The 20,021-nt window shown below is 63.2% G+C and carries 20 protein-coding genes; 12 read left to right on the forward strand and 8 right to left on the reverse strand.

The features are described 5' to 3' along the window. The first annotated feature begins 33 nt into the window (after positions 1 to 33). From BBJ66_RS04920 to BBJ66_RS04950, 7 genes are all read left to right on the forward strand, one after another. Complete coding sequence (locus tag BBJ66_RS04920; RefSeq protein WP_071085736.1) at positions 34 to 1,068, forward strand: Gfo/Idh/MocA family protein; 1,035 nt, start codon at positions 34 to 36, stop codon at positions 1,066 to 1,068. An 11-nt stretch (positions 1,069 to 1,079) separates the two neighbouring features. After that, positions 1,080 to 1,982: a sugar phosphate isomerase/epimerase family protein gene (locus BBJ66_RS04925; protein WP_049731564.1), complete on the forward strand. Its 903-nt coding sequence runs from the start codon at positions 1,080 to 1,082 to the stop codon at positions 1,980 to 1,982. 62 nt (positions 1,983 to 2,044) lie between these two features. Beyond that, the gene (locus BBJ66_RS04930) at positions 2,045 to 3,277 is read left to right on the forward strand and encodes an ABC transporter substrate-binding protein (RefSeq protein WP_049731565.1); all 1,233 of its coding nucleotides are present in this window, start codon (positions 2,045 to 2,047) and stop codon (positions 3,275 to 3,277) included. A gap of 272 nt (positions 3,278 to 3,549) precedes the next feature. Next, a complete protein-coding gene (locus BBJ66_RS04935) occupies positions 3,550 to 4,452 on the forward strand; it encodes a carbohydrate ABC transporter permease (RefSeq protein WP_049731566.1) in 903 nt (300 codons plus the stop codon). Then, positions 4,449 to 5,276: a carbohydrate ABC transporter permease gene (locus BBJ66_RS04940; protein WP_049731567.1), complete on the forward strand. Its 828-nt coding sequence runs from the start codon at positions 4,449 to 4,451 to the stop codon at positions 5,274 to 5,276. Before BBJ66_RS04935 ends, BBJ66_RS04940 begins: the two co-directional genes overlap by 4 nt. After that, entirely contained in the window at positions 5,273 to 6,343 is a 1,071-nt protein-coding gene (locus tag BBJ66_RS04945; RefSeq protein WP_071085371.1) for an ABC transporter ATP-binding protein, read from the forward strand. The genes BBJ66_RS04940 and BBJ66_RS04945 overlap by 4 nt, the downstream gene beginning before the upstream one ends. Positions 6,344 to 6,453: 110 nt before the next feature. After that, the gene (locus BBJ66_RS04950; RefSeq protein ID WP_071085373.1) at positions 6,454 to 7,287 is read left to right on the forward strand and encodes an inositol monophosphatase family protein; all 834 of its coding nucleotides are present in this window, start codon (positions 6,454 to 6,456) and stop codon (positions 7,285 to 7,287) included. Positions 7,288 to 7,542: 255 nt separating this feature from the next. On the opposite strand, the gene BBJ66_RS04955 is transcribed toward BBJ66_RS04950, so the two are convergent. Then, complete coding sequence (locus BBJ66_RS04955; protein WP_071085375.1) at positions 7,543 to 8,403, reverse strand: class I SAM-dependent methyltransferase; 861 nt, start codon at positions 8,401 to 8,403, stop codon at positions 7,543 to 7,545. A 37-nt stretch (positions 8,404 to 8,440) separates the two neighbouring features. Then, a complete protein-coding gene (locus BBJ66_RS04960; protein ID WP_049731598.1) occupies positions 8,441 to 9,088 on the reverse strand; it encodes a TetR/AcrR family transcriptional regulator in 648 nt (215 codons plus the stop codon). 32 nt (positions 9,089 to 9,120) lie between these two features. Between BBJ66_RS04960 and BBJ66_RS04965 the strand changes: the two genes are divergently transcribed. The 3 genes from BBJ66_RS04965 (at position 9,121) to msrA (ending at position 11,198) form a co-directional block, all read left to right on the forward strand. Then, positions 9,121 to 9,384 (forward strand): hypothetical protein, encoded by a 264-nt coding sequence (locus BBJ66_RS04965; protein ID WP_071085378.1) that lies wholly within the window; start codon positions 9,121 to 9,123, stop codon positions 9,382 to 9,384. Beyond that, positions 9,377 to 10,270 (forward strand): NAD(P)/FAD-dependent oxidoreductase, encoded by an 894-nt coding sequence (locus tag BBJ66_RS04970; RefSeq protein ID WP_071085381.1) that lies wholly within the window; start codon positions 9,377 to 9,379, stop codon positions 10,268 to 10,270. The genes BBJ66_RS04965 and BBJ66_RS04970 overlap by 8 nt, the downstream gene beginning before the upstream one ends. A 418-nt stretch (positions 10,271 to 10,688) precedes the next feature. Continuing rightward, entirely contained in the window at positions 10,689 to 11,198 is a 510-nt protein-coding gene (gene msrA / locus BBJ66_RS04980) for a peptide-methionine (S)-S-oxide reductase MsrA (protein WP_071085385.1), read from the forward strand. A 4-nt stretch (positions 11,199 to 11,202) separates the two neighbouring features. Here the strand turns inward: msrA and BBJ66_RS04985 are convergent, their stop codons facing one another. Continuing rightward, on the reverse strand, positions 11,203 to 12,075 hold the full coding sequence (locus BBJ66_RS04985; RefSeq protein WP_071085387.1) for a LysR family transcriptional regulator: 873 nt from the start codon (positions 12,073 to 12,075) through the stop codon (positions 11,203 to 11,205). 97 nt (positions 12,076 to 12,172) lie between these two features. Here BBJ66_RS04985 and BBJ66_RS04990 point away from each other — a divergent pair, with 97 nt between their 5' ends. After that, entirely contained in the window at positions 12,173 to 12,958 is a 786-nt protein-coding gene (locus BBJ66_RS04990) for an SDR family oxidoreductase (RefSeq protein WP_071085389.1), read from the forward strand. A gap of 25 nt (positions 12,959 to 12,983) precedes the next feature. After that, a complete protein-coding gene (locus BBJ66_RS04995; RefSeq protein ID WP_071085391.1) occupies positions 12,984 to 13,682 on the forward strand; it encodes a ribonuclease activity regulator RraA in 699 nt (232 codons plus the stop codon). A 99-nt stretch (positions 13,683 to 13,781) separates the two neighbouring features. Here BBJ66_RS04995 and BBJ66_RS05000 read toward each other — a convergent pair whose 3' ends face one another. From BBJ66_RS05000 to BBJ66_RS05020, 5 genes are read right to left on the reverse strand one after another with little or no spacing between them, the layout of a single operon-like run. Next, positions 13,782 to 15,071 carry an amidohydrolase family protein gene (locus BBJ66_RS05000; RefSeq protein WP_071085394.1) on the reverse strand — a complete coding sequence of 430 codons (1,290 nt, stop codon included), beginning with the start codon at positions 15,069 to 15,071 and terminating at the stop codon, positions 13,782 to 13,784. Between the two features lie 26 nt (positions 15,072 to 15,097). After that, complete coding sequence (locus BBJ66_RS05005; protein ID WP_071085396.1) at positions 15,098 to 16,042, reverse strand: ABC transporter permease; 945 nt, start codon at positions 16,040 to 16,042, stop codon at positions 15,098 to 15,100. Further along, positions 16,039 to 17,088 (reverse strand): ABC transporter permease, encoded by a 1,050-nt coding sequence (locus tag BBJ66_RS05010; protein ID WP_071085398.1) that lies wholly within the window; start codon positions 17,086 to 17,088, stop codon positions 16,039 to 16,041. Before BBJ66_RS05010 ends, BBJ66_RS05005 begins: the two co-directional genes overlap by 4 nt. Then, a complete protein-coding gene (locus BBJ66_RS05015; protein ID WP_071085400.1) occupies positions 17,078 to 18,610 on the reverse strand; it encodes an ABC transporter ATP-binding protein in 1,533 nt (510 codons plus the stop codon). The genes BBJ66_RS05010 and BBJ66_RS05015 overlap by 11 nt, the downstream gene beginning before the upstream one ends. Further along, entirely contained in the window at positions 18,607 to 20,019 is a 1,413-nt protein-coding gene (locus BBJ66_RS05020; protein WP_071085402.1) for an amidase, read from the reverse strand. The genes BBJ66_RS05015 and BBJ66_RS05020 overlap by 4 nt, the downstream gene beginning before the upstream one ends. Positions 20,020 to 20,021 lie beyond the last annotated feature (2 nt).

Genomic DNA, 20,021 nt, shown 5'->3' on the forward strand with positions numbered 1-20,021 from the left:
GAGGAGAGTTGGCGCCATTCCTTGGAGGAAATCGTGAAATTCAGTGCCATTCTGTGCGGGTGCGGAGCTATGTCCAAAGGTTGGTTGCGCGCCATCGCGTCCAACCCTGATCTCGCCGACTCCATCACCATTGTCGGCCTCGTCGACCTCAATCGCGAGACGGCCGAAAAGCTCGCTGCCGAGTTCGGACTCGACAGCGCCGTCATCGGTTCGGATCTCTCCGCGGTCATCGCCGCCACCAAGGCCGATCTGGTCTTCGACATCGTCATTCCCGCCGCCCGCTACGATGTTGTTTCGACGGCGCTCAAGGCCGGCTGCCATGTGCTCAGCGAAAAGCCGATGGCCGCCTCGCTTGCCGAGGGCGCCGCGCTGATCGACCTTGCTGCCGAAACCGGCCGCATCCACGCCGTCATTCAGAACCGCCGTTTCATCTCCGGCATCCGGCGCCTGCGCCGTTTCGTCGATAGCGGCGCGATTGGTGAACTCACCGGCATTCATTGCGATTTCTTCCTCGCGCCGCATTTCGGCGGCTTCCGTGAAGAAATGGACAATGTGCTGCTGCTCGACATGGCGATCCACACCTTCGATGCCGCGCGTTACGTCGCCGACAGGAAGCCGCTCACCGTCTATTGCGTCGAGCGCAATCCGAAGGGATCGTGGTATCGCCACGGCGCCTCGGCCAATGCCATCTTCGAATTCTCCGACGACATCGTCTTCACCTATCGCGGCTCCTGGTGCGCCGAGGGCGAGCGCACCAGTTGGGAAAGCCAGTGGCGTCTCGTCGGCTCGAAGGGGATGCTCACCTGGGACGGCGAGGAGAGTTTCAAGGCGACCGTCGCCGGCGAGGAGCCCGGGCTTTTGCGCGGCTCTGCTGCCGTAAACGTTCCCGGTCCGGAACATGACGCGGAAACCCATGGCCATGCCAGCGTCATCGCCGATTTCATCGCGGCAATCCGCACCGGCAAACAGCCCGAAACGGTCAATTCCGACAATATCAGAAGCCTCGCCATGGTCTTCGGCGCCATCGAAAGCGCCAAGACGGGCAAGCGCATCGAAATTTCAGCATAGGAAGACGTGACGTGAGCAACCCTGCAAAATCCATTCGCATCGGCACCATGGTCAGCGGCAACAAGGGCGATGCCGCCACGCGCATCGGCCAGATTGCCGACTTGGGCTTCGAAAGCTTCGAACCCTTCTTCTGGCAGACGACCAAGGGGCAGAACCTCGCCGAACTTGGCAAGCGCTGCCTCGATGCGATCGGCGACCGCGACATCACCATCTCGACGCTCGGCATGTTCGGCAATCCTCTGGAAGAGAGCGCCATCGACCTGGAGACGTTGCAGGGCTGGAAGGACTGCATCGACAATGCCCATCATTTCGGTGCGACCTGCGTCGCCGGCTTCACCGGCCGCATCCGGGGCAAGCCGCTGACGGACAGCCTCAGCCGCTACAAGCAGATCTGGAGCGAACTCGCCAGGCGTGCCGCCGACAAGGGCATCAGGATCGCCTTCGAGAACTGCGCCATGGACGGCAACTGGGCAAGCGGCGACTGGAACATCGCCCATAATCCTGATGCCTGGGAGCTGATCTTCAACGAGACGCCGGATGATCATATCGGGCTGGAATGGGAACCGTGCCATCAGATGGTTTATCTGATCGACCCCATGCCGCAGATCCGCAAATGGGCGCACAAATTCTTCCACGTCCACGGCAAGGACGCGACCATCCGCTGGGAGGTCATCAAGGAACACGGCATCTTCGGCAAGGAGAAATTCGTCTTCATGCGCACGCCGGGCTTCGGCGACAGCAACTGGACCGACATTATTTCCGAGCTGCGCCTTGCCGGCTGGTCCGGCTCGATCGACATCGAAGGCTGGCACGACCCGGTCTATCGCGATGAACTCGAAATGACCGGCCAGGTCTATGCGCTCAACCACCTCAAGCATGCCCGGGGCGGCGAATTCGTCGTCGATCCGGTCTGATGATATCGTTTCCGGCAAGGAGGAATTGCCGGAACCGGGGATAACCACAAAGGAGGAGAACCATGGCTATCCGCAAATATGCAATTCTCGGCGCTCTGGCGCTTGCAGGCGTTTCGCTCTTCGGCCTTTCGGCCAAGGCCGAGGACGTCACGCTGACGCTCTGGTCGCTGGATAAGGACACCCAGCCGGCGCCGAACCTCGTCAAGGAATTCAACGCCCAGAACAACGGCATCAAGATCGAATATCGGCTGATCCAGTTCGACGACGTCGTCACCGAGGCCATGCGCGCCTATGCCACCGGTCAGGCGCCCGATATCATCGCCGTCGACAATCCGGAGCATGCGATGTTCTCGTCGCGCGGCGCCTTCCTCGACCTCACCGACATGATCGCCAAGTCGACCGTCATCAAGCCGGACAATTATTTCCCCGGGCCGTTGAAGTCGGTCGAATGGGAGGGCAAATATTTCGGCGTGCCGAAGGCGACGAACACCATCGCGCTCTACTATAACAAGGACATGTTCAAGGCCAAGGGCCTCGATCCGGCGAAGCCGCCGCAGACCTGGGACGAGTTGGTCGAGGATGCGCGCAAGCTGACCGACCCCGCCAAAAACATCTACGGTCTCGCTTTCTCAGCCAAGGCCAATGAGGAGGGCACCTTCCAGTTCCTGCCCTGGGCGCAGATGGGCGGCGGCAGCTATGAGCATATCAATGCCGACGGCGCAGTGAAGGCGCTCGGGATCTGGAAGACGATCATGGACGAGAAGCTCGCTTCTCCCGATACGCTGACGCGCGGCCAGTGGGATTCCACAGGCACGTTCAACTCCGGTAATGCGGCCATGGCGATCTCCGGCCCCTGGGAACTCGACCGCATGACGCAGGAAGCGAAATTCGACTGGGGCGTCACCCTGCTTCCGGTTCCCAAGGAAGGGGCTGAGCGCTCGTCGGCCATGGGCGACTTCAACTGGGCGATCTTCGCCAGCAGCAAACATCCGGCCGAAGCCTTCAAGGCGCTCGAATATTTCGCCTCGCAGGACGACAAGATGTTCAAGAATTTCGGCCAGCTTCCGGCCCGTTCCGACATCTCGATCCCCGAAAGCGGCCAGCCGCTGAAGGACGCCGCCCTCAAGGTCTTCCTCGAACAGCTGAAATACGCCAAGCCGCGCGGCCCGCATCCGCAATGGCCGAAGATCTCCAAGGCAATCCAGGACGCCATCCAGGCGGCGCTGACCGGCCAGATGAGCCCGAAGGACGCGCTCGACCAGGCCGCGGACAAGATCAAGGCGGTCTTAGGCTGATCATCGGCGGCTTCCCCCTTCTCCCCAGCGGGGAGAAGATGCCCGAAGGGCAGATGTGGGGGTGAGGAGCGAAAGCTACGAACGTTCTGAACGCAAGTGAAGAACAGCAAACGCCGAGCCTGCCGCCCCCTCATCCGGCTGCCGCCACCTTCTCCCCAGCGGGGAGAAGGGGACTACCCACCGATGGCGAAGGCCATCAACCATTTCCTCCCGGCAGGGGCCGTCTTCCGCGTCACGCGCTAGGCGGCCCCGATCGGAGCATCGGAGGACGCATGAAGAGGATCCTGATGAGCGTCAGGGACGGCCGCGGTTTCGACATCGTGCTCGTCGCTTTCCCGCTCGGCTTTCTGTTCCTGATGGCGGGGCTGCCGCTCATCTACAACGTGGTGATGAGTTTCCAGGAGGTCGACATGTTCAGCCTCGGAACCTTCTCACGCCCCTTCGTCGGCTTCAAGAATTACACCGACCTTTTCGCGCAGCCGGAAACGCTGCCGATCCTCTACAATACCATCATCTTCGTCACCGGCTCCATCGCCGGCCAGTTCCTGATCGGCTTCGGCCTGGCGCTGTTCTTCTGGGTCAATTTTCCCGGCGCCTCATGGATGCGCGGCCTGTTCCTCGTCTCCTGGGTGATGCCTGGCCTCGTCGTCGGCGCCATCTGGAACTGGATTCTCTCGGGCGATTTCGGCGTGCTGAATTTCATCCTCAGGGAAGGCGGCATCATCTCCGGCAACATCTTCTGGCGCTCGGACCCGCATTATTCGCTCTATGCCGTCATCATCGCCAATATCTGGCTCGGCACCTCGTTCAACATGATCCTGCTGTCCGTCGGCCTTGCCGGCATTCCCGCCGATCTCTACGAAGCCGCCGAACTCGACGGCGCCAATGTCTGGCAGCGTTTCTGGACGATCACGCTGCCGATGATGCGCTCGACGATCGGCGCCATCATCGCGCTCGGCCTGATCTTCACCCTGCAGCAGTTCGATCTCTTCGCCGCGATCACCTCGGGCGGGCCGAACAATTCGTCCAACGTCACCCAATATTGGGCCTGGGACCTGTCCTTCCGGCAATATGATTTCGCCAAGGGCGCGACGATCTCCGTCATCATGATCGTCTTCGTGATGTTCGCCTCCGTCGTCTATGTCCGCTCCACACGTCACGAGGTGCGCGGATGACGACGACCAATCGCGACCGGCTGATGCTGGCGATATCGATCGTCATGGCGGCGATCTATCTCTTCCCGCTCTATTGGATGTACATCACCGCACTGAAAAGCGGCTCGGAGATGTTCGCGACGCCACCGAGCTTCTGGCCGGCAGCACCCCAATGGGGCACCTACACCTATGTGTGGGAAAGCCGCGACATGGGCCGCTACCTCTGGAATTCGCTGGTCATCGCTCTCGGTTCCATGGCGCTGATCACCGTGCTCGGCGTCGGCTGCGCCTATGTGCTGGCCCGATACCGCAACGTCTGGGTGGACATCGGCCTGTTCCTGATCCTGATGCTGCAGGTCCTGCCGGCCTCGCTGATGATCACGCCGATCTTTGTCGGCTTCTCGCAGATCGGGATGCTCTCCACGCCGCGGCTTGCCGTCATCATCGCGGTCGCGGCCAAAAGCATGCCCTTCTTCGTCATCCTGGTGCGCGCCACCTTCATGAGCGTTCCCCAGGAACTGGAGGAGGCGGCGCTTGTCGATGGCAATTCGCGCGTCGGCGCCTTCTTCAACATCGTGCTGCCGCTCGCCCGCAACGGTATCCTCGTCAGCGCCATCCTGATCTTCATGCAGGCCTTCGGCGAATTCGTCTATTCGAAGTCGATGATCCAGGCGGTCGACCTTCAGCCGGCAAGCGTCGGCCTCAACTCCTTCATGGGGCCGAACACCAACGAGTGGAACAACATCATGGCCTACGCCACGATGTATGTGACGCCGATCCTCGCCATCTTCGTTCTCTTGCAGCGCCGCATCGTATCCGGCCTCACCTCTGGAGCCCTCAAATGACCACGCAGATCGAGCTCAGAGGCGTCAACAAATATTACGGCGCCTTCCACGCCCTGAAGAACATCGACCTGTCGATCGCCAAGGGCACCTTCGTCGCGCTCGTCGGCCCCTCCGGCTGCGGCAAGTCCACGCTGCTGCGTTCGCTTGCCGGCCTTGAAAGCATTTCGACCGGAGATTTGAGGATCGCCGGCGAGCTGATGAACGGCGTGCCGCCGCGCAAGCGCGACGTCGCCATGGTCTTCCAGTCTTATGCGCTCTATCCGCACATGACGGTCGAGGAGAACCTGACCTACAGCCTGCGCATTCGCGGCATCGCCAAGGCGGAAGCCAAAAAGGCAGCCGAGGAAGTGGCGGCGACGACGGGTCTTTCGCATCTGCTGAAACGTTACCCACGCGAGCTTTCCGGCGGCCAGCGCCAGCGTGTCGCCATGAGCCGCGCCATCATCCGCCATCCCAAGGCCTTCCTGTTCGACGAGCCGCTGTCCAACCTCGATGCGGCGCTGCGCGTCCATATGCGCAAGGAAATCCGGTCGCTGCACGACCGACTGAACGCCACCTTCGTCTATGTCACGCACGACCAGGTGGAAGCGATGACGATGGCCGACCATGTGGTGGTGATGCGCGACGGCATCATCGAGCAGCAGGGCGCGCCGCTCGATCTCTACGATCGGCCGGCAAACCGGTTCGTGGCGGGCTTCATCGGCTCGCCGGCGATGAATTTCATTCCCGCGATCGTCGCCGAAGATGGGACGAGCCTGGTGCTGGATTTCGGCGCGGTAAAGCCGAAGCTCGCGACCTTTCGCGCCCTTGAACCGGGACGCAAGCTCGTCGCCGGTATCCGGCCGGAACATATCGGCGTTGTCGAGCCCGGGCATGGCAGTTTCGACGTGCCCATCGCCTTCGTCGAATCGACCGGCTCGTCGACCTTCATCGTCGCGGAGACCCAGCCGGAGCTGACGATCGTCGAGACCCGCCGCGACAGGGTCAAGACGGGAGACAGGATCGGACTTTCGATCGACCCGGGGCAGATCCATCTCTTCGATGCATCGACGGACCGTCTGGTATAACATCGACAGCGCCGGGGCGCTGACGGCTTCATAAAACCATCATCCGCCTCTGCGAAGGGATTGCTCCCGCACGCGTCATTCCGTTCATCTGCAGCATCCGGATTTTCTTCATGGCATCCTCCCCGATTTCATCGCGCCTTTCCCCGGCCGCGTCATCCCGCCTCCTCGTGCTTGCCGAAACGGTCGTGAAGGCCGGCGAAACCGCCCGCGTCTCGCTGCGGCGGCGAACCTCTCGGGAAATGCTTGCCAAGGCGCCGCGCGACTACCAGACCGAGATCGATGTCGCGGTCGAGCGGATCATCGTCGACGAGATGGTGAAGGCCTTCCCGGATTACGCCATCCAGGGCGAGGAAGCCGTCGGCAATCGCACGGCCGGGCCGGAAACGCCGATCATCTACATCGATCCGATCGACGGCACCACCAACTACGCCTGGGGCCTCCCGCATTTCGGCATGACGATCGCAATTGCCGAAGGCGGCAGGCTGGTCGCCGGCGTCGTTTACGACGCCATGCAGGACGAGCTGTTCAGCGCCGAGCGCGGCGGCGGCGCGTATCTCGACGGCCAGCGCATCCGTTGCTCCGATGTCGGCGACATCGAGAACGTCCTCATCGGCGCCGGCCTGCCGATCCCCGGCCAAGTGCAGGCGGTGGCAGAAGAGACCTATTTCGACGCGATCAAACGGCTGATGGCCAACACGGCAGGCGTGCGCCGCCTCGGCTCGGCGGCGCTGTCGATCGCCTATGTCGCCTGCGGCCGGTTGGATGGATTCTTCGAGGACGGTCTTTCGATCCATGATTTCGGCGCCTCGGCGCTGATGGTCGAGGAGGCGGGCGGCATCGTCACCCGTTTTTCCGGCGCCGCCGTCGACGGGAAGGGCGATATCCTTGCCGCCAGCAAGGTGCTGCACCCCTGGCTCAAAGAAGGCTTCCGTATCAAAGCCTGATTGACCTGGGGATCTGTGGGCATTTCCGCTGCGGGAAATTGACTTGTTTGGATTGAAGTGGTTGGCCCGGATTGGCCTGAATCGTTCTAGGGGGCGGTCAATTTCGTTCCAGAGGTAGTCGCCGATGAGCGCGATATAAACCAATGGCAGCGGTGCGACCTGGGACACAAGCCCGCCGCCCTGCCTCCTCTGCGCTCCTCGCGGCACGGCCGATGCCGCGCCATCGAGACGGGGCGTCTCCCCTGTTAATCCCCGTCAGCTCGGATTGCGCGCGGTGACGATCCAGGCCGCGCCCTCGAGCATCACCGATCGCTCGCCGGGGCGGTCCGCGAAGACGGCACGAACCGCGGCCGAGGCGCGGGCGCGGATGTCGTCGGGCTGATCAGCGAGAACGCGCGACAGAGGGCCGACCTTGAGTATCATCTCCACCGCGTCGTCGATCGCCGCGGCCCGCGTCCCACCCTCGCCGAACGGGATGGAAGCATCGAAGGGCGCGATAGCGATATCGGTGAAGCCGGCCACCGTCAGAATACGCGCCACCCGCCCCCGGTCGCCGAACGAGAATGGGCCCGGCCCTTCGGGATCGGGCGGCGCCGTCGGCGGGACGATGCCCTTGATCGCGCCCATCGGCAGGCGCACCCAATCGTTTTCGGCCGCGCCGCGCCAGCAGACGAAAGCGACCCGCCCGCCCGGCTTGAGCGCACGGCGCATATGGGCGAACGCCCCTGTCGGATCGTCAAAGAACATCACGCCGAAGCGCGAGAACAGGATGTCGAACGCGCCCTCGGGCAACTCGGTGCTGCTGGCGTCGGCCACCTGGAACAGGACCGGCATATCCTGCGGCGCTAACGCGCGCGCTCTGCCGATCAGCGGTTCGGATATGTCTACGCCCAGCACTTGGCCCCCCGCGCCGACGCGGGCGGCGAAATCCAGGCTAGACGCCCCCGCGCCGCAGCCGACGTCCAGCACGCGCTCACCCGTGGCGGGCGCGGCGGCTTCGATCGCGGCTTGGCCGAACACCGCCATCATGGCATCGAGCCGGGCCTGGTAAGCGACCCAGCGCTCCCCGCTTGGGCCATTCCAGTCGGCTACCTGATAAACATTTTTCTCTGCCATGATGCCATAACCTTGTTCTGATCCGTTCTTGACTAGGCTATCCGCCCGCGTGGTCGCTGCCACCGTGCGCGGCGATGAACATGGCGACGGCCGACCGGCAATAGGATTCGATTTCGTTGTCGTCTTCTGCCCTTGCCTGATCGAAGCGCGCAATAATCAGGAGATCGGATCCTTTGAAAAGCGCGCCAAATAAGCGGGCGGACTGGAGAGGATCGGGCACGTTCAGAACCGCCTTCGCGTGCAACTGACGCAACAGGGCCTCGATTTGGGCGATGACATGGGCGGGGCCGGCTTCGTAATAGAGCTTGCTTAACGACTTTTGATTCGTCTTGTCGGCCATGACCATGGCTTCGACACTGCGGACGTCCGGGCTCAACAGCGTGCGAAGGAGGGATGATCCCACCGCCATGAGCTGCTCTTCGGCCGAACCGTCGACGCCTTCAAAAAGGGCCTGTGGTGCAAACTGATGGCAGCGGTCCGCGATGGCCGCGCTGAACAGCGCCTCTTTGTTCTCGAAGTGCCGATAGATGCTGAGCTTGGATATCTTCGCTCGCTGGGTGACCTTGTCCAAGGTCGTCGCTTGAAAACCCAATTCCACAAAGAGTTCGTATGCTGCGTCGACTATCGTTTGGCCAAGCGCCTCGTTGGCTGGCCGGCCGCGCCGACCTCGACTATTTTCGGTCACGACCATTAGGATCCTTGACAGTATCGTTATTCATGCTTTACGATACCATGCAGTATCAAAACTATGCAAGTCAAAGAGTGGATTTTATGCTGTCCTCCAAATCAAGGTTCCCCTGGCCGCCCGGCGATATCGAATGCGGCATTGTGCCGACGGCCAAAACAGTGATGGGCGACTTTCTCGCCGATGCCGAAGCCCTGCGCGCTACCCGTCTCGGGCGTGAGTCGCTGGACGATATTGCGCGCCAACCGCAGCTCAACCCCCTCCATCCGCAATACGGAGCTTATCACCATGGATGACGTCATTATCATCGGCGGCAGCTTTGCCGGTCTCGCCGCCGCCCTGCAGCTCGGCCGTGCCCGCCGCAGGGTCACCGTTCTCGATACCGGCCTGCCGCGCAATCGCTTCGCCGGCCACTCGCATGGTCTGCTCGGCCACGATCACAAGCCACCGCTGGACATCCTGGCCGAGGCGCGGCAGCAACTGACGCGTTATCCCACGGTCAAGCTGGTCAATGCCCGAGCCGACAGCATCTCCGGCACCATCGACAATTTCTCCGTCATCACTGGCGATGGCGAAAGCCTTGGGGCGCGCCGCCTGATCCTGAGCTACGGCGTTGCCGATCAGATGCCTGATGTTCCCGGGTTTGCCGAAAGTTGGGGCACCTCCATCGTGCCCTGCCCCTATTGCGATGGCTTTGAGGTCGCCGACCAGCATTGGGGCCTCGTCTGGTCCGGCCCGCCGTCGCACAATTATGTCCGGCTGTACCAGGATTGGACCCACACGTTGACGGTCTTCGCCGATGGTCACGACATTGCACCCGATATTCGCGCCGATCTGGCACGCCGCAACATCCCTGTCGTCGATGGCCGGATCGCCGAAATCGCCCATCACCGGGGCCATATCACCACCGTTAATCTCGAGAGCGGCCGCAATGCCGGGGTCGATATCCTGTTCGCGCATCCGCGCAACAAGCCGTCCGCAAGCCTGCATGACTCACTGGGCCTCGCCACGGTCAATACGCCCTTCGGCATCGCCCTCAAGGTCGACGAGCGCCGCGAAACCAGCATGGCGGGCATCTACGCCGCCGGCGATCTCGCAAACCCAGCCATGAACTCGGTCACCACGGCAATATCGCAGGGCGCGACGGCAGGTATCTCCGCCCAGCAGTCGATGCTGGCTTGAGAGCGTAGTTTGCTTTGTCCGGTTGCCGCGGGCAATCATGTTCAGAATCCGGTCGATGCGCAGCAGACCCATCCTTTCGCCGCCGCCTGGGCGGCGAAGCCAGCCTCGAATACGATGCGAAATACGGCAAACGGCCGGGAGTCCGAGGCCAGGGTATCGTTATTCCGGACGAGTTGCTTTCTCAGGTCGCACCGCTTCCATGGGCTCATATCGCGCCCACCGGCGATTATCTCAGGCCGATCCGCGCGAACCGCTTCAATCCAAACAACTTCAATTCCCTTAGCGGCATTATTGTAGAAATGCCCACGGAGCCCCGACCTCATCTTCCCTTGGGGACGATAGCAAGGCCGCGTCTCATTGCGCCTTATGGAAATCGGCTGCACGAGACACTATCTCTGGGCAAACAAGGAGACATCCAATGACCGAAGAACGTGCAGTGCTCGCCGGCGGCTGCTTCTGGGGCATGCAGGACCTGGTCCGCCGATTGAACGGTGTGATTTCGACCCGCGTCGGCTATACCGGCGGCGACGTGCCGAATGCGACCTACCGCAACCACGGGACCCATGCTGAAGCCATCGAGATCATCTTCGATCCGGCCAAGACCAGCTATCGCGACATCCTCGAATTCTTCTTCCAGATCCACGATCCGAGCACGCGCAACCGCCAGGGCAACGACGTCGGCACGAGCTATCGCTCGGCGATCTTCTATACCAGCCCCGAGCAGGAGCGTGTCGCCAAGGATACGATCGCCGATGTCGACGCATCGGGCCTGTGGCCCGGCAAGGTCGTCACCGAAGTCGTGCCGGTGAGCGATTTCTGGGAGGCCGAGCCCGAGCATCAGGACTATCTGGAGCGCATCCCGAACGGCTATACCTGCCACTTCGTCCGGCCCGGCTGGAAGCTGCCGGTTCGGCAGAAGATCGCCTGAGCCATCAGGCTTCCATCGCCGCGCGGCTGGTTTGCAGAAGTGCGGCGATGAGGTTTGCCCGCGGCGACGAACGCGTCGCGACGATGCCGACCGTGCGCATGGTCGACGCACGCGGCAGGGGCAGCTTGACGATATCGAGCCCAGCCGGCCACGGCGGCGCCCAATCCGGCACGATCGAGATCCCGAGACCGCGATTGACCATCACCGCGATCGCCTCGAGCGCGTCGAGTTCATAACGCTCGATGGGGCGAATGCCGATCTCGCGCAGATATTCGTCGGCGATATGGCCGCCCCATTGGTTGCGGTCGTAGCGGATGAAGGGTTGGGTCCTCAGCAGCTCGAGCGGATCGGCCCGCTGGAAGCTTCGCGGCGCGATCAGCACGAGCGGTTCCTGGCGCAGCGTATTGAAGGTCAGCGTCTTCTGCATCGGAAATCGCGGTTCGATGATGAAGGCCGCATCCAGCGCGCCGTTCAGAACCTCGGTATAGAGATCCATCGAAGCACCCGGCCGGATGAAGATCTCGATCAGCGGAAAATCCTGGGCAAGGCGGTGGAGAATGTCGGGAACAAGACCCGTCAGAGCCGTGTTGATCGCGCCGAGCCGCATCTCGCCCGAGATCGTCGCGGTACCGGCCATCGCTTTCAGGTCGCGTGTATCGCGCACCAGGTCCCTGCAGCGTTCGAGAATGGCAAAACCCGCCTCGGTCGGCCGCATGACGCGGCCGGAGCGCACCAGCAGCCGCACCCCCAATTCAACCTCCAACGCACGGATGCGCTGGGCGACGGCGGCCGGCGTCAGGTTCAGCCGCTGGGCGGCCTGCGCCAGCGAGTGCCGCTCGGCAACGACAATGAAGGTTTCGAGAAAACGCGTGTCCATCGATAGTTTTTCTATCTCTTGAACGAAGCAAAAGCGATATTTTATTTACAGTTCGATGCTCCGAAAGATGGCTCGACCATCTGAGGAGACGAGCGACATGGATTTGGGCCTCACGGATAAGACAGCTCTTGTGCTTGGCGCCGGCGGCGGACTGGGCAGTGCGATCGCCGCCAGGCTTGCGCGCGAAGGCGCCAGAATTGTCGCTGCGGATATCGATCTCGCCGCCGCGCAAAAGACCGCAGCGGCAATCGAATCCGAAGGCGGCAAGGCGCTGGCGTTGCAATGGGATCTTGCCGATCTCGCCTCGATCGATGCGCATGTCGTCGCAATCGAACGTGACGTCGGACCGGTCGATATCCTCATCAACAATACCGGTGGCCCGCCGCCGACCACGGTCTCCGGCCAGGACGCTGATGTCTGGAACCGGTATTTCCAGAGCATGGTGCTCTCCGTCATCTCGATAGCCGATCGCGTCCTGCCTGGGATGCGGGCGCGCAAATGGGGGCGCATCGTCACCTCGACCTCGTCGGGCGTGGTCGCGCCGATCCCCAATCTCGGCATCTCGAACGCGCTGCGCCTGTCGCTGGTGGGATGGTCGAAAACCTTGGCGCGCGAGGTTGGCCGCGACGGCATCACCGTCAACATCGTCCTGCCGGGCCGCATTGCCACCGGCCGCATCACCTTCCTCGATGAGCAGAAGGCCAAGCGCGAAAACCGATCCATCGATGACGTCATCGCTGAAAGTACCGGCGGCATTCCGCTCGGCCGTTATGGCCGGCCGGAAGAATACGGCAATGTCGTCGCCTTCCTGGCGAGCGAACCCGCCTCCTATCTCACCGGATCGGTGATCCGCGTCGACGGCGGCATGATCCAGAGCATCTGAACGAAACCTGATTGGAAACGATACAATGGCCCTCGACGCTCAAGCAATAGCAACCCTCAACACCGTCTCGACGGCGACCCTGACGACCGTTCTTCTGAAGAAGGGACTACGGAACGTCTGGATTCGCGGCGCCGTTCCGCTGAAGCCCGGCCAGCCGCGCATCGTCGGCCCGGCCTTCACCCTGCGTTTCGTTCCAGCCCGTGAAGATCTGGCGACACCCGCCTCATGGGCCTCGCCGATCTCGACACGTGCCGCAATCGAGGCGATGCCTGAAGGTTGCGTTGCGGTCGTCGATGCGATGGGCGTCACCGATGCCGGCATTTTCGGCGATATCCTCTGCGCCCGCATGCAGAAGCGCGGTGTCGCGGCCCTCGTCACCGACGGCGTCGTGCGAGACGTCGCCGGTGTGCTCGACAGCCACCTGCCGGTCTGGTGCCGCGGCGTCGCGGCCCCCCCTTCGGTCGCCGGCCTCACATTCGTCGCCTGGCAGCAGCCGATCGGCTGTGGCGGCGTCGCGGTCTTCCCCGATGACATCATCGTCGTCGACCAGGACGGCGCGGTGCTGATTCCGGCCGATCTGCTCGACACCGTGCTCGATGAAGCGCCGGAACAGGAGCGTATGGAAGCCTGGATCATGACCAGGATCGATGACGGCGTGCCGCTGCCCGGCCTCTATCCGATGAACGCCGATACCAGGGCGCTCTACGAGGCTTCGAAGAAATAATTTTCAGGCCAAATTGAATTGAAAGGGTCGCTGCGTCGCGAGCCCTTTTGTTTTGGCTCAAATTGAAACTGCCCCGGAAAGCCGGAAACCCGTCGCATCTCAATGACCCGGCGTGTAGTCCAGGCCGCCGTCGATCCGCGTCGGGCGCCCGTCCAGGAAAAGCTCGCCGATGCGCGGCGCTGAACGGGCGATGACCTTGCCGCGGCGGATCACCGCCAGCCGGTTGGGCTTCAGCCGCAGCGCTTCCAGCGTGTCGCTTGCCTGAAGGATGACGAGGTCGGCATTGCATCCTTTCTCCAGGCCGTAGCCTGCAAGCCCCATCGTCTTCGCCGAATTGACGGTCAGCGCGTCGAAGATCTTCTTCTTGTCGTCGATGCCGGCCATCTGCGCGACATGGATCGCCATATGGCCGACCTCCAGCATGTCGCCCGATCCCATCGAATACCAGGGGTCCATGACGCAATCGTGCCCGAAGGAGACATTCAGCCCGGCGTCCATCAGCTCGCGCACCCGGGTCATGCCGCGGCGTTTCGGATAGGTATCGTGCCGGCCCTGCAGCATGATGTTGATCAGCGGGTTGGGGATGACGTTGATCTTAGCCTCCGCCATCAGCGGGATGAGTTTCGAGACATAATAATTGTCCATCGAATGCATCGATGTCAGATGCGAACCGGCGACGCGTCCCTGCAGGCCAAAGCGGATGGTTTCAGCCGCCAGCGTCTCGATATGGCGCGACAGCGGATCGTCGGTTTCGTCGCAATGCATGTCGACCGGCAGGCCGCGATCGGCGGCGATGCGGCAGAGCGCCTCGACCGAGGCCGTCCCTTCGCCCATCGTCCGTTCGAAGTGAGGAATGCCGCCGACGATATCGACGCCCATGTCGAGCGCCCGGTTGAGCGCGTCGATCGCGCCCGGCGAGCGGTAATAGCCGTCCTGCGGGAAGGCGACCAGTTGCAGATCGATATAGGGCGCGACCCTCTCGCGGACCTCGATCATCGCCTCGACGGTCACCAGCCTGGGATCGCTGGTATCGACATGGCTGCGGATGAAGAGCAGGCCTTGCGTCACCGCCAGATCGCAATAGCGCAGCGCGCGATCGACCAGTTCCTCCTTGGTCACGACCGGGCGCAGCTCCCCCCAGAGCGCGATGCCCTCGAGCAGCGTACCCGACACGTTCATCCGCGGCAGGCCAAGCGATAGCGTGGCGTCCATGTGAAAATGCGGATCGACGAAAGGCGGGCTGACCAGCCTGCCGGTTGCGTCGATTTCCTCCGGCGCCTGCGCCTGCAGATTGCGCTCGACGGCGATGATCCTGTCGCCCTCAATGCCGAAGTCGATGCCGGTTCGGCCATCAGGGAGATTTGCGTTTCTGACGATCAGATCGAACATCGGAGCCTCTTTGGATGTGGACGGTCTCAGCGCTCGCCGCGACGATAGGGTTGCATCAGCGCCTGCGGGACGCGGGCGCGGCGGGCCATGACGGCTAGCGCGGCAATGGAAAGGATATAGGGCGTCATCAGGAAGAGCTGATAGGGCACAAGTCCGCTCAGCGCAGTTTGCAGCCGAAGCTGAAAGGCATCGAAGAAGGCGAAGAGCAGAGCGCCGAACAGCGCGCGTCCCGGCCGCCAGGAGGCGAACACGACAAGCGCGATGCAGATCCAGCCGCGCCCCTGCACCATGGTCGGGAAGAAGCTGTTGAACGCCGACAATGTCAGAAAAGCGCCGCCCATTCCCATCAGCGCACTGCCGGCGATGACCGCGCCGTAACGCACCTTCATCGGATTGACGCCCTGGGCTTCCGCCGCATGCGGGTTCTCGCCGGTCATGCGGATCGCGAGCCCCACCGGTGTGCGAAAGATGATATAGGCCATCAACAGCGCGATCAGGATCGCAAGATAGGTCGGCGCCGTCTGCGTGAAGAAGGCCGGGCCGATGAAAGGCAGCGTCGAGAGGCCGGGAATGGCGATCGGCTGGAAGGGCACGATGGTGGGCGGCGTATTGGCAAGCGGCACGATCAGCCGGAAGACATAATAACTGAAACTGGAGGCAAAGAGCGTGACGCCGAGACCGGAGACATGCTGGGACAGGCCGAGTGTCACCGTCAGCGATGCATGCAGCAGGCCGAAGATGCCGCCGGCGACCGCGGCGATCAGCAGGCCGGTCCACAGATCGGCGCCGTGATAGACGGAAAGCCAGCCGATCATCGCGCCGAAGGTCATGATGCCTTCGATACCGAGATTGAGCACGCCGGCTCGTTCGCAGAGCAGGGCGCCGAGCGTGCCGAAAATCAGCGGCGTGGCGATCCGCAGGACTGCCGCCCAGAGCCCGGCGGAGGCGATGATATCGAACAGTTGCGTCATCGCCTTATCCTGTATTGGGTGAAGAACAGTGCGATCAGCATCGTCAGCAGCGACAGCGCCACGGTAACGTCGGCAATATAGGTCGGGATGCCGAGACCCCGGCTCATGCCGTCGGCGCCGACGAACATCGTGGCCGTGAAAATGGCGGCGAAGACGACGCCGAGCGGATTGAGGTTGGCGAGCATGGCGACGACGATGCCGGCATAGCCGAAACCGGGCGACAGGTCCGTCGTCACATAACCCTTGACGCCCATCACCTCGATCGCTCCGGCGAGCCCCGCAAGCCCGCCCGAGAGACAAGCAACCTTCACCAGCGTTCTGCCGAGCGGCACGCCTGCGAAGACCGCGCCGGCGGGACTGAGGCCTGCTGCGCGAGACTGCATGCCGAAGACCGTGCGGGACTGGACGAAGTGGACGACGACCGCCAGGGCGATCGCAATCGCCAAACCGATATGCAGACGCGAGCGGGCGATCAGCTTCGGCAGCATGGCATGATCGCTGACGGATTGCGACTGCGGCCAGCCGAAGGCGAGCGGATCCTTGAGGACGCCGTCGATGAGCATCGAGACGAAAAGCACGGCGATGAAATTCATCAGCAGGCTGGTAACGACCTCATCGACGGAAAAGCGCAGCCTGAGCCACAACGGGATCAAGATCAGCACCATGCCGGCGATCGCACCAATCAGCAGCAGAAGCGGAATGAGAATGGGGGCCGGAAGATTGCCGAGCAGTTTCGAGCTTGCCGCCGCGACGGCGATGGCGCCGAGGTAGAATTGGCCCTCGGCGCCGATATTCCAGAGCCGCGCGCGAAAGGCGACGGCGGCGGCAAGTCCGGTCAGCATCAGTGGTGTTGCCCGCGTCAGTGTTTCGGTCGCCGAAAGCCGCGAGCCGAAGGCACCGGTCAGGATGCGCCAATAGGCATCCAGAACAGGTGCGCCGGCGATCGAGATCAAGATGCCCGCCAGCGCCAGTGCTGCAATGACCGCGACGACAGGCGTGAATATCAGCAGGGAAAGCGGACGGTGTTCGCGGCGCTCAAATCGCATGATCGGCCTCGCGGGTCTCTTGCCATTCCCCAGCCATCATCAGCCCCAGCCTGCGGGCGTCGGCGCCATCGGCGTCGACGGGCGGCGACAGCCGGCCGCCGACGATCGCCTGGATACGGTCTGCGAGCGCGATCACCTCGTCGAGATCCTCCGAGATCAGCAGCACCGCAGTCCCCTGCCGGCGGGCTTCCAGCAGGCGCGCATGCACGGCGGCCACGGCCCCTTCGTCGAGGCCGCGGGCAGGCTGGGCGGCAATCAGGATGCGCGGCCGCCGATAGAGGCTGCGCCCGAGAATGAGCTTCTGCATATTGCCGCCGGACAGCAGCCGCGTGCGGATCGCCGGGCCGCCGCCGCGAACGTCGAAGCCGTCGATGATCTCTCTCGCAAAGGCCATGCCCGCCTTGCGGTTGACGAGACCGTGGCGGGAGAAGGTCGGCGAGGCGATGCGCTCCAGCACGGCGTTTTCCCAGATCGCCATTTCGCCGATCACGCCCTCATGGTTGCGGTCCTCGGGAATGCGGCCGATGCCGGCGTCGACGACATCGGCGACGCCGAGATTGCCGACCACTTCGCCGAACAGCCTGAGGTCGCCGCCGCTGCGCGCCAGCGTGCCGGAAAGAAGATGCGCCAACGCCGCCTGACCATTGCCCGAAACGCCGATAATGCCGAGGATCTCTCCCTGGTGCAGCCGAAAGCTGATTGATTTCAGACGATCGATGCCGCCGGTGCGCACGGTCACACTTGAAGCCTCGAGCGCAACGGCGCCGGGGCTCGACGGCTCGCGAACGGGCCGCGTTACGCGGTGCCCGACCATCAGCTCGGCAAGTTCCGCCTTGCTTGTTTCCGATGCCCTGCGCTCGGCGACCATCCTGCCTGCGCGCAGCACGACGATGCGGTCGGCCGCCGCCATCACCTCGTCGAGCTTATGTGAGATGAAGATCAGCGACAGGCCCTGGCGGGCCATTTCCTTCAGGGTCGTGAACAACCGCTCGGCTTCGATGTTGGTCAGCACCGCCGTCGGCTCGTCGAGGATCAGGATGCGGGCATCGTTGTAAAGCGCCTTGAGGATTTCCACTCTTTGCTGCTCGCCGACCGAAAGGTCGCCAAGGCGGGCATCCGGATCGACTTGCAGGCCGAAGCGCTCGGAAATGGCCAGCAGCTTCTTGCGCGCCGCCGATGTTGCCGATCGCCAGGACCACAGCCCTTCCGTGCCGGTCATGACGTTTTCGAGAACGGTCAGATTGGGCGCGAGCGAGAAATGCTGATGCACCATGCCGACGCCGGCGCGGATCGCCGCGCGCGGCTTGCCCTGCAGCAGCTCGGCGCCGTCAATCAGAATTCGGCCGGCATCGGGCATGTAGTGGCCGAAAAGGATGCTCATCAGCGTGGTCTTGCCGGCACCGTTCTCGCCGAGCAAGGCCACGACCTCGCCCCTGGCCAGCATCATGGAAATATCGTCATTGGCAAGGTTGGCGCCGAAACGTTTGCTGACGCCGACAATTTCCAGAACCGGCCCGGTCATGACGGCAACCCCGCCACTGGAAAACGGTGCTGCCATCGCCCCTCGGCTTCCAGGCGCGCCGCCAGCGACAGAAGTTGCGGCTCGTGCCCCATCGGCATCATGAGCTGCACCGGCAGCGGCATGGCGTGCTCATCCTCTCCGAAAGGCAGCGTCAAAGCAGGAAAACCCGAAACATTGGCAAGACAGGCAAGCGGCGCAAACGCGGTCATTCGCTCCAGATGCAGATCGGTGTCGGCATGATCGGACGGAAAGGAGCCCATCGCAAGGGGGGCGGAGGCGAGCATCGGCATCAGGATGCAATCGACCTTGTCGAACAGCGCCCAGAGGGCGTGGCTCACCAGCACCGCATCGTTCAGCGTTTTCCAGAGTTCGGTGGCCGAAAGCGCTCGTCCGCGCATCGCGAAAGCCCGGGTGAGGGGCTCGGCCCTGCTTTCCTCAAGAGCTGCCGCCTCGATCAGCGCGGCGAGGTTGACGGAAACGATATCGGCGAAGGCACGGCTGCTGGCGGCGGCGCTCCATTCGAACTCGGCCCAGGCCAACGGAACGATAGCGTGTCCGTCCTTCTCGAGCACACGCGCGGCATCCGCGACGGCTGCAAGGCGATCGTCCTCGATCGGGTGGGCCGATCCGGTATGGGTCAACAGGCCGATCCGCAAACGGTCGGTGTCGACATCGGCGGGAGAGGGATCCGGAACGGGTCCGCGTGCATTGCCGCTCAGACTGCCGAAGATCAGTGCCGTATCCCGCACCGAGCGGCAGACCGCAAGGTCACTCGCGATGCCGGCAAGGTGGTTGCCGAAAAAAGGTCCGCCGGGGATGGCGCCGCGGGTCGGCTTCATTCCGACGAGACCGCAACAGGCGGCCGGCACACGGATCGAGCCGCCGGCATCGGTGGCATGGGCAATCGCGACGATTCCGGCGGCAACCGCTGCCGCCGCACCGCCCGACGAGCCGCCGGCGGTGCGGGCCGGATCGAGCGGGTTGCGACAGACAGGCCCGATTGCCGGTTCGCTGGCGAGCGAAAGGCCGAATTCCGGGCTCGTCGTCAGACCGAACAGACAGACGCCGGCCTCGCGGAACCGCGACGCGAGATCGGAGTCGGCTCCGCCGCCTTTTCTCTCGAAGAGGCGGGAACCGGCCGTTACCGGCAATCCGCGGAAGGGACCGCCAAGATCCTTCGCCAAGGTCGGCACGCCGGCAAAGGGTCGCGCCGAGAAATGCTCGGGCGCGCTCTGCCGCTCCCGGTCGCAGGCCTGCGCCGTGGCGAGACCCATGACGCCGTCGAGATAGGCGATCGCGCCGAGCGGCTCATGCCGCGCGGCGGCCTCGAGGGAGATCTGCATCGCTTCTGCAGCGCTCAGGCTACCATGCCTGATCGCTGCCGCCAGCTCCGTCGCATCGCCCTGCATGG

Origin of the sequence: Rhizobium sp. RSm-3, assembly GCF_001854685.1 — a bacterium.
In the GTDB taxonomy this organism is placed as follows: Bacteria; Pseudomonadota; Alphaproteobacteria; order Rhizobiales; family Rhizobiaceae; genus Rhizobium; species Rhizobium ecuadorense.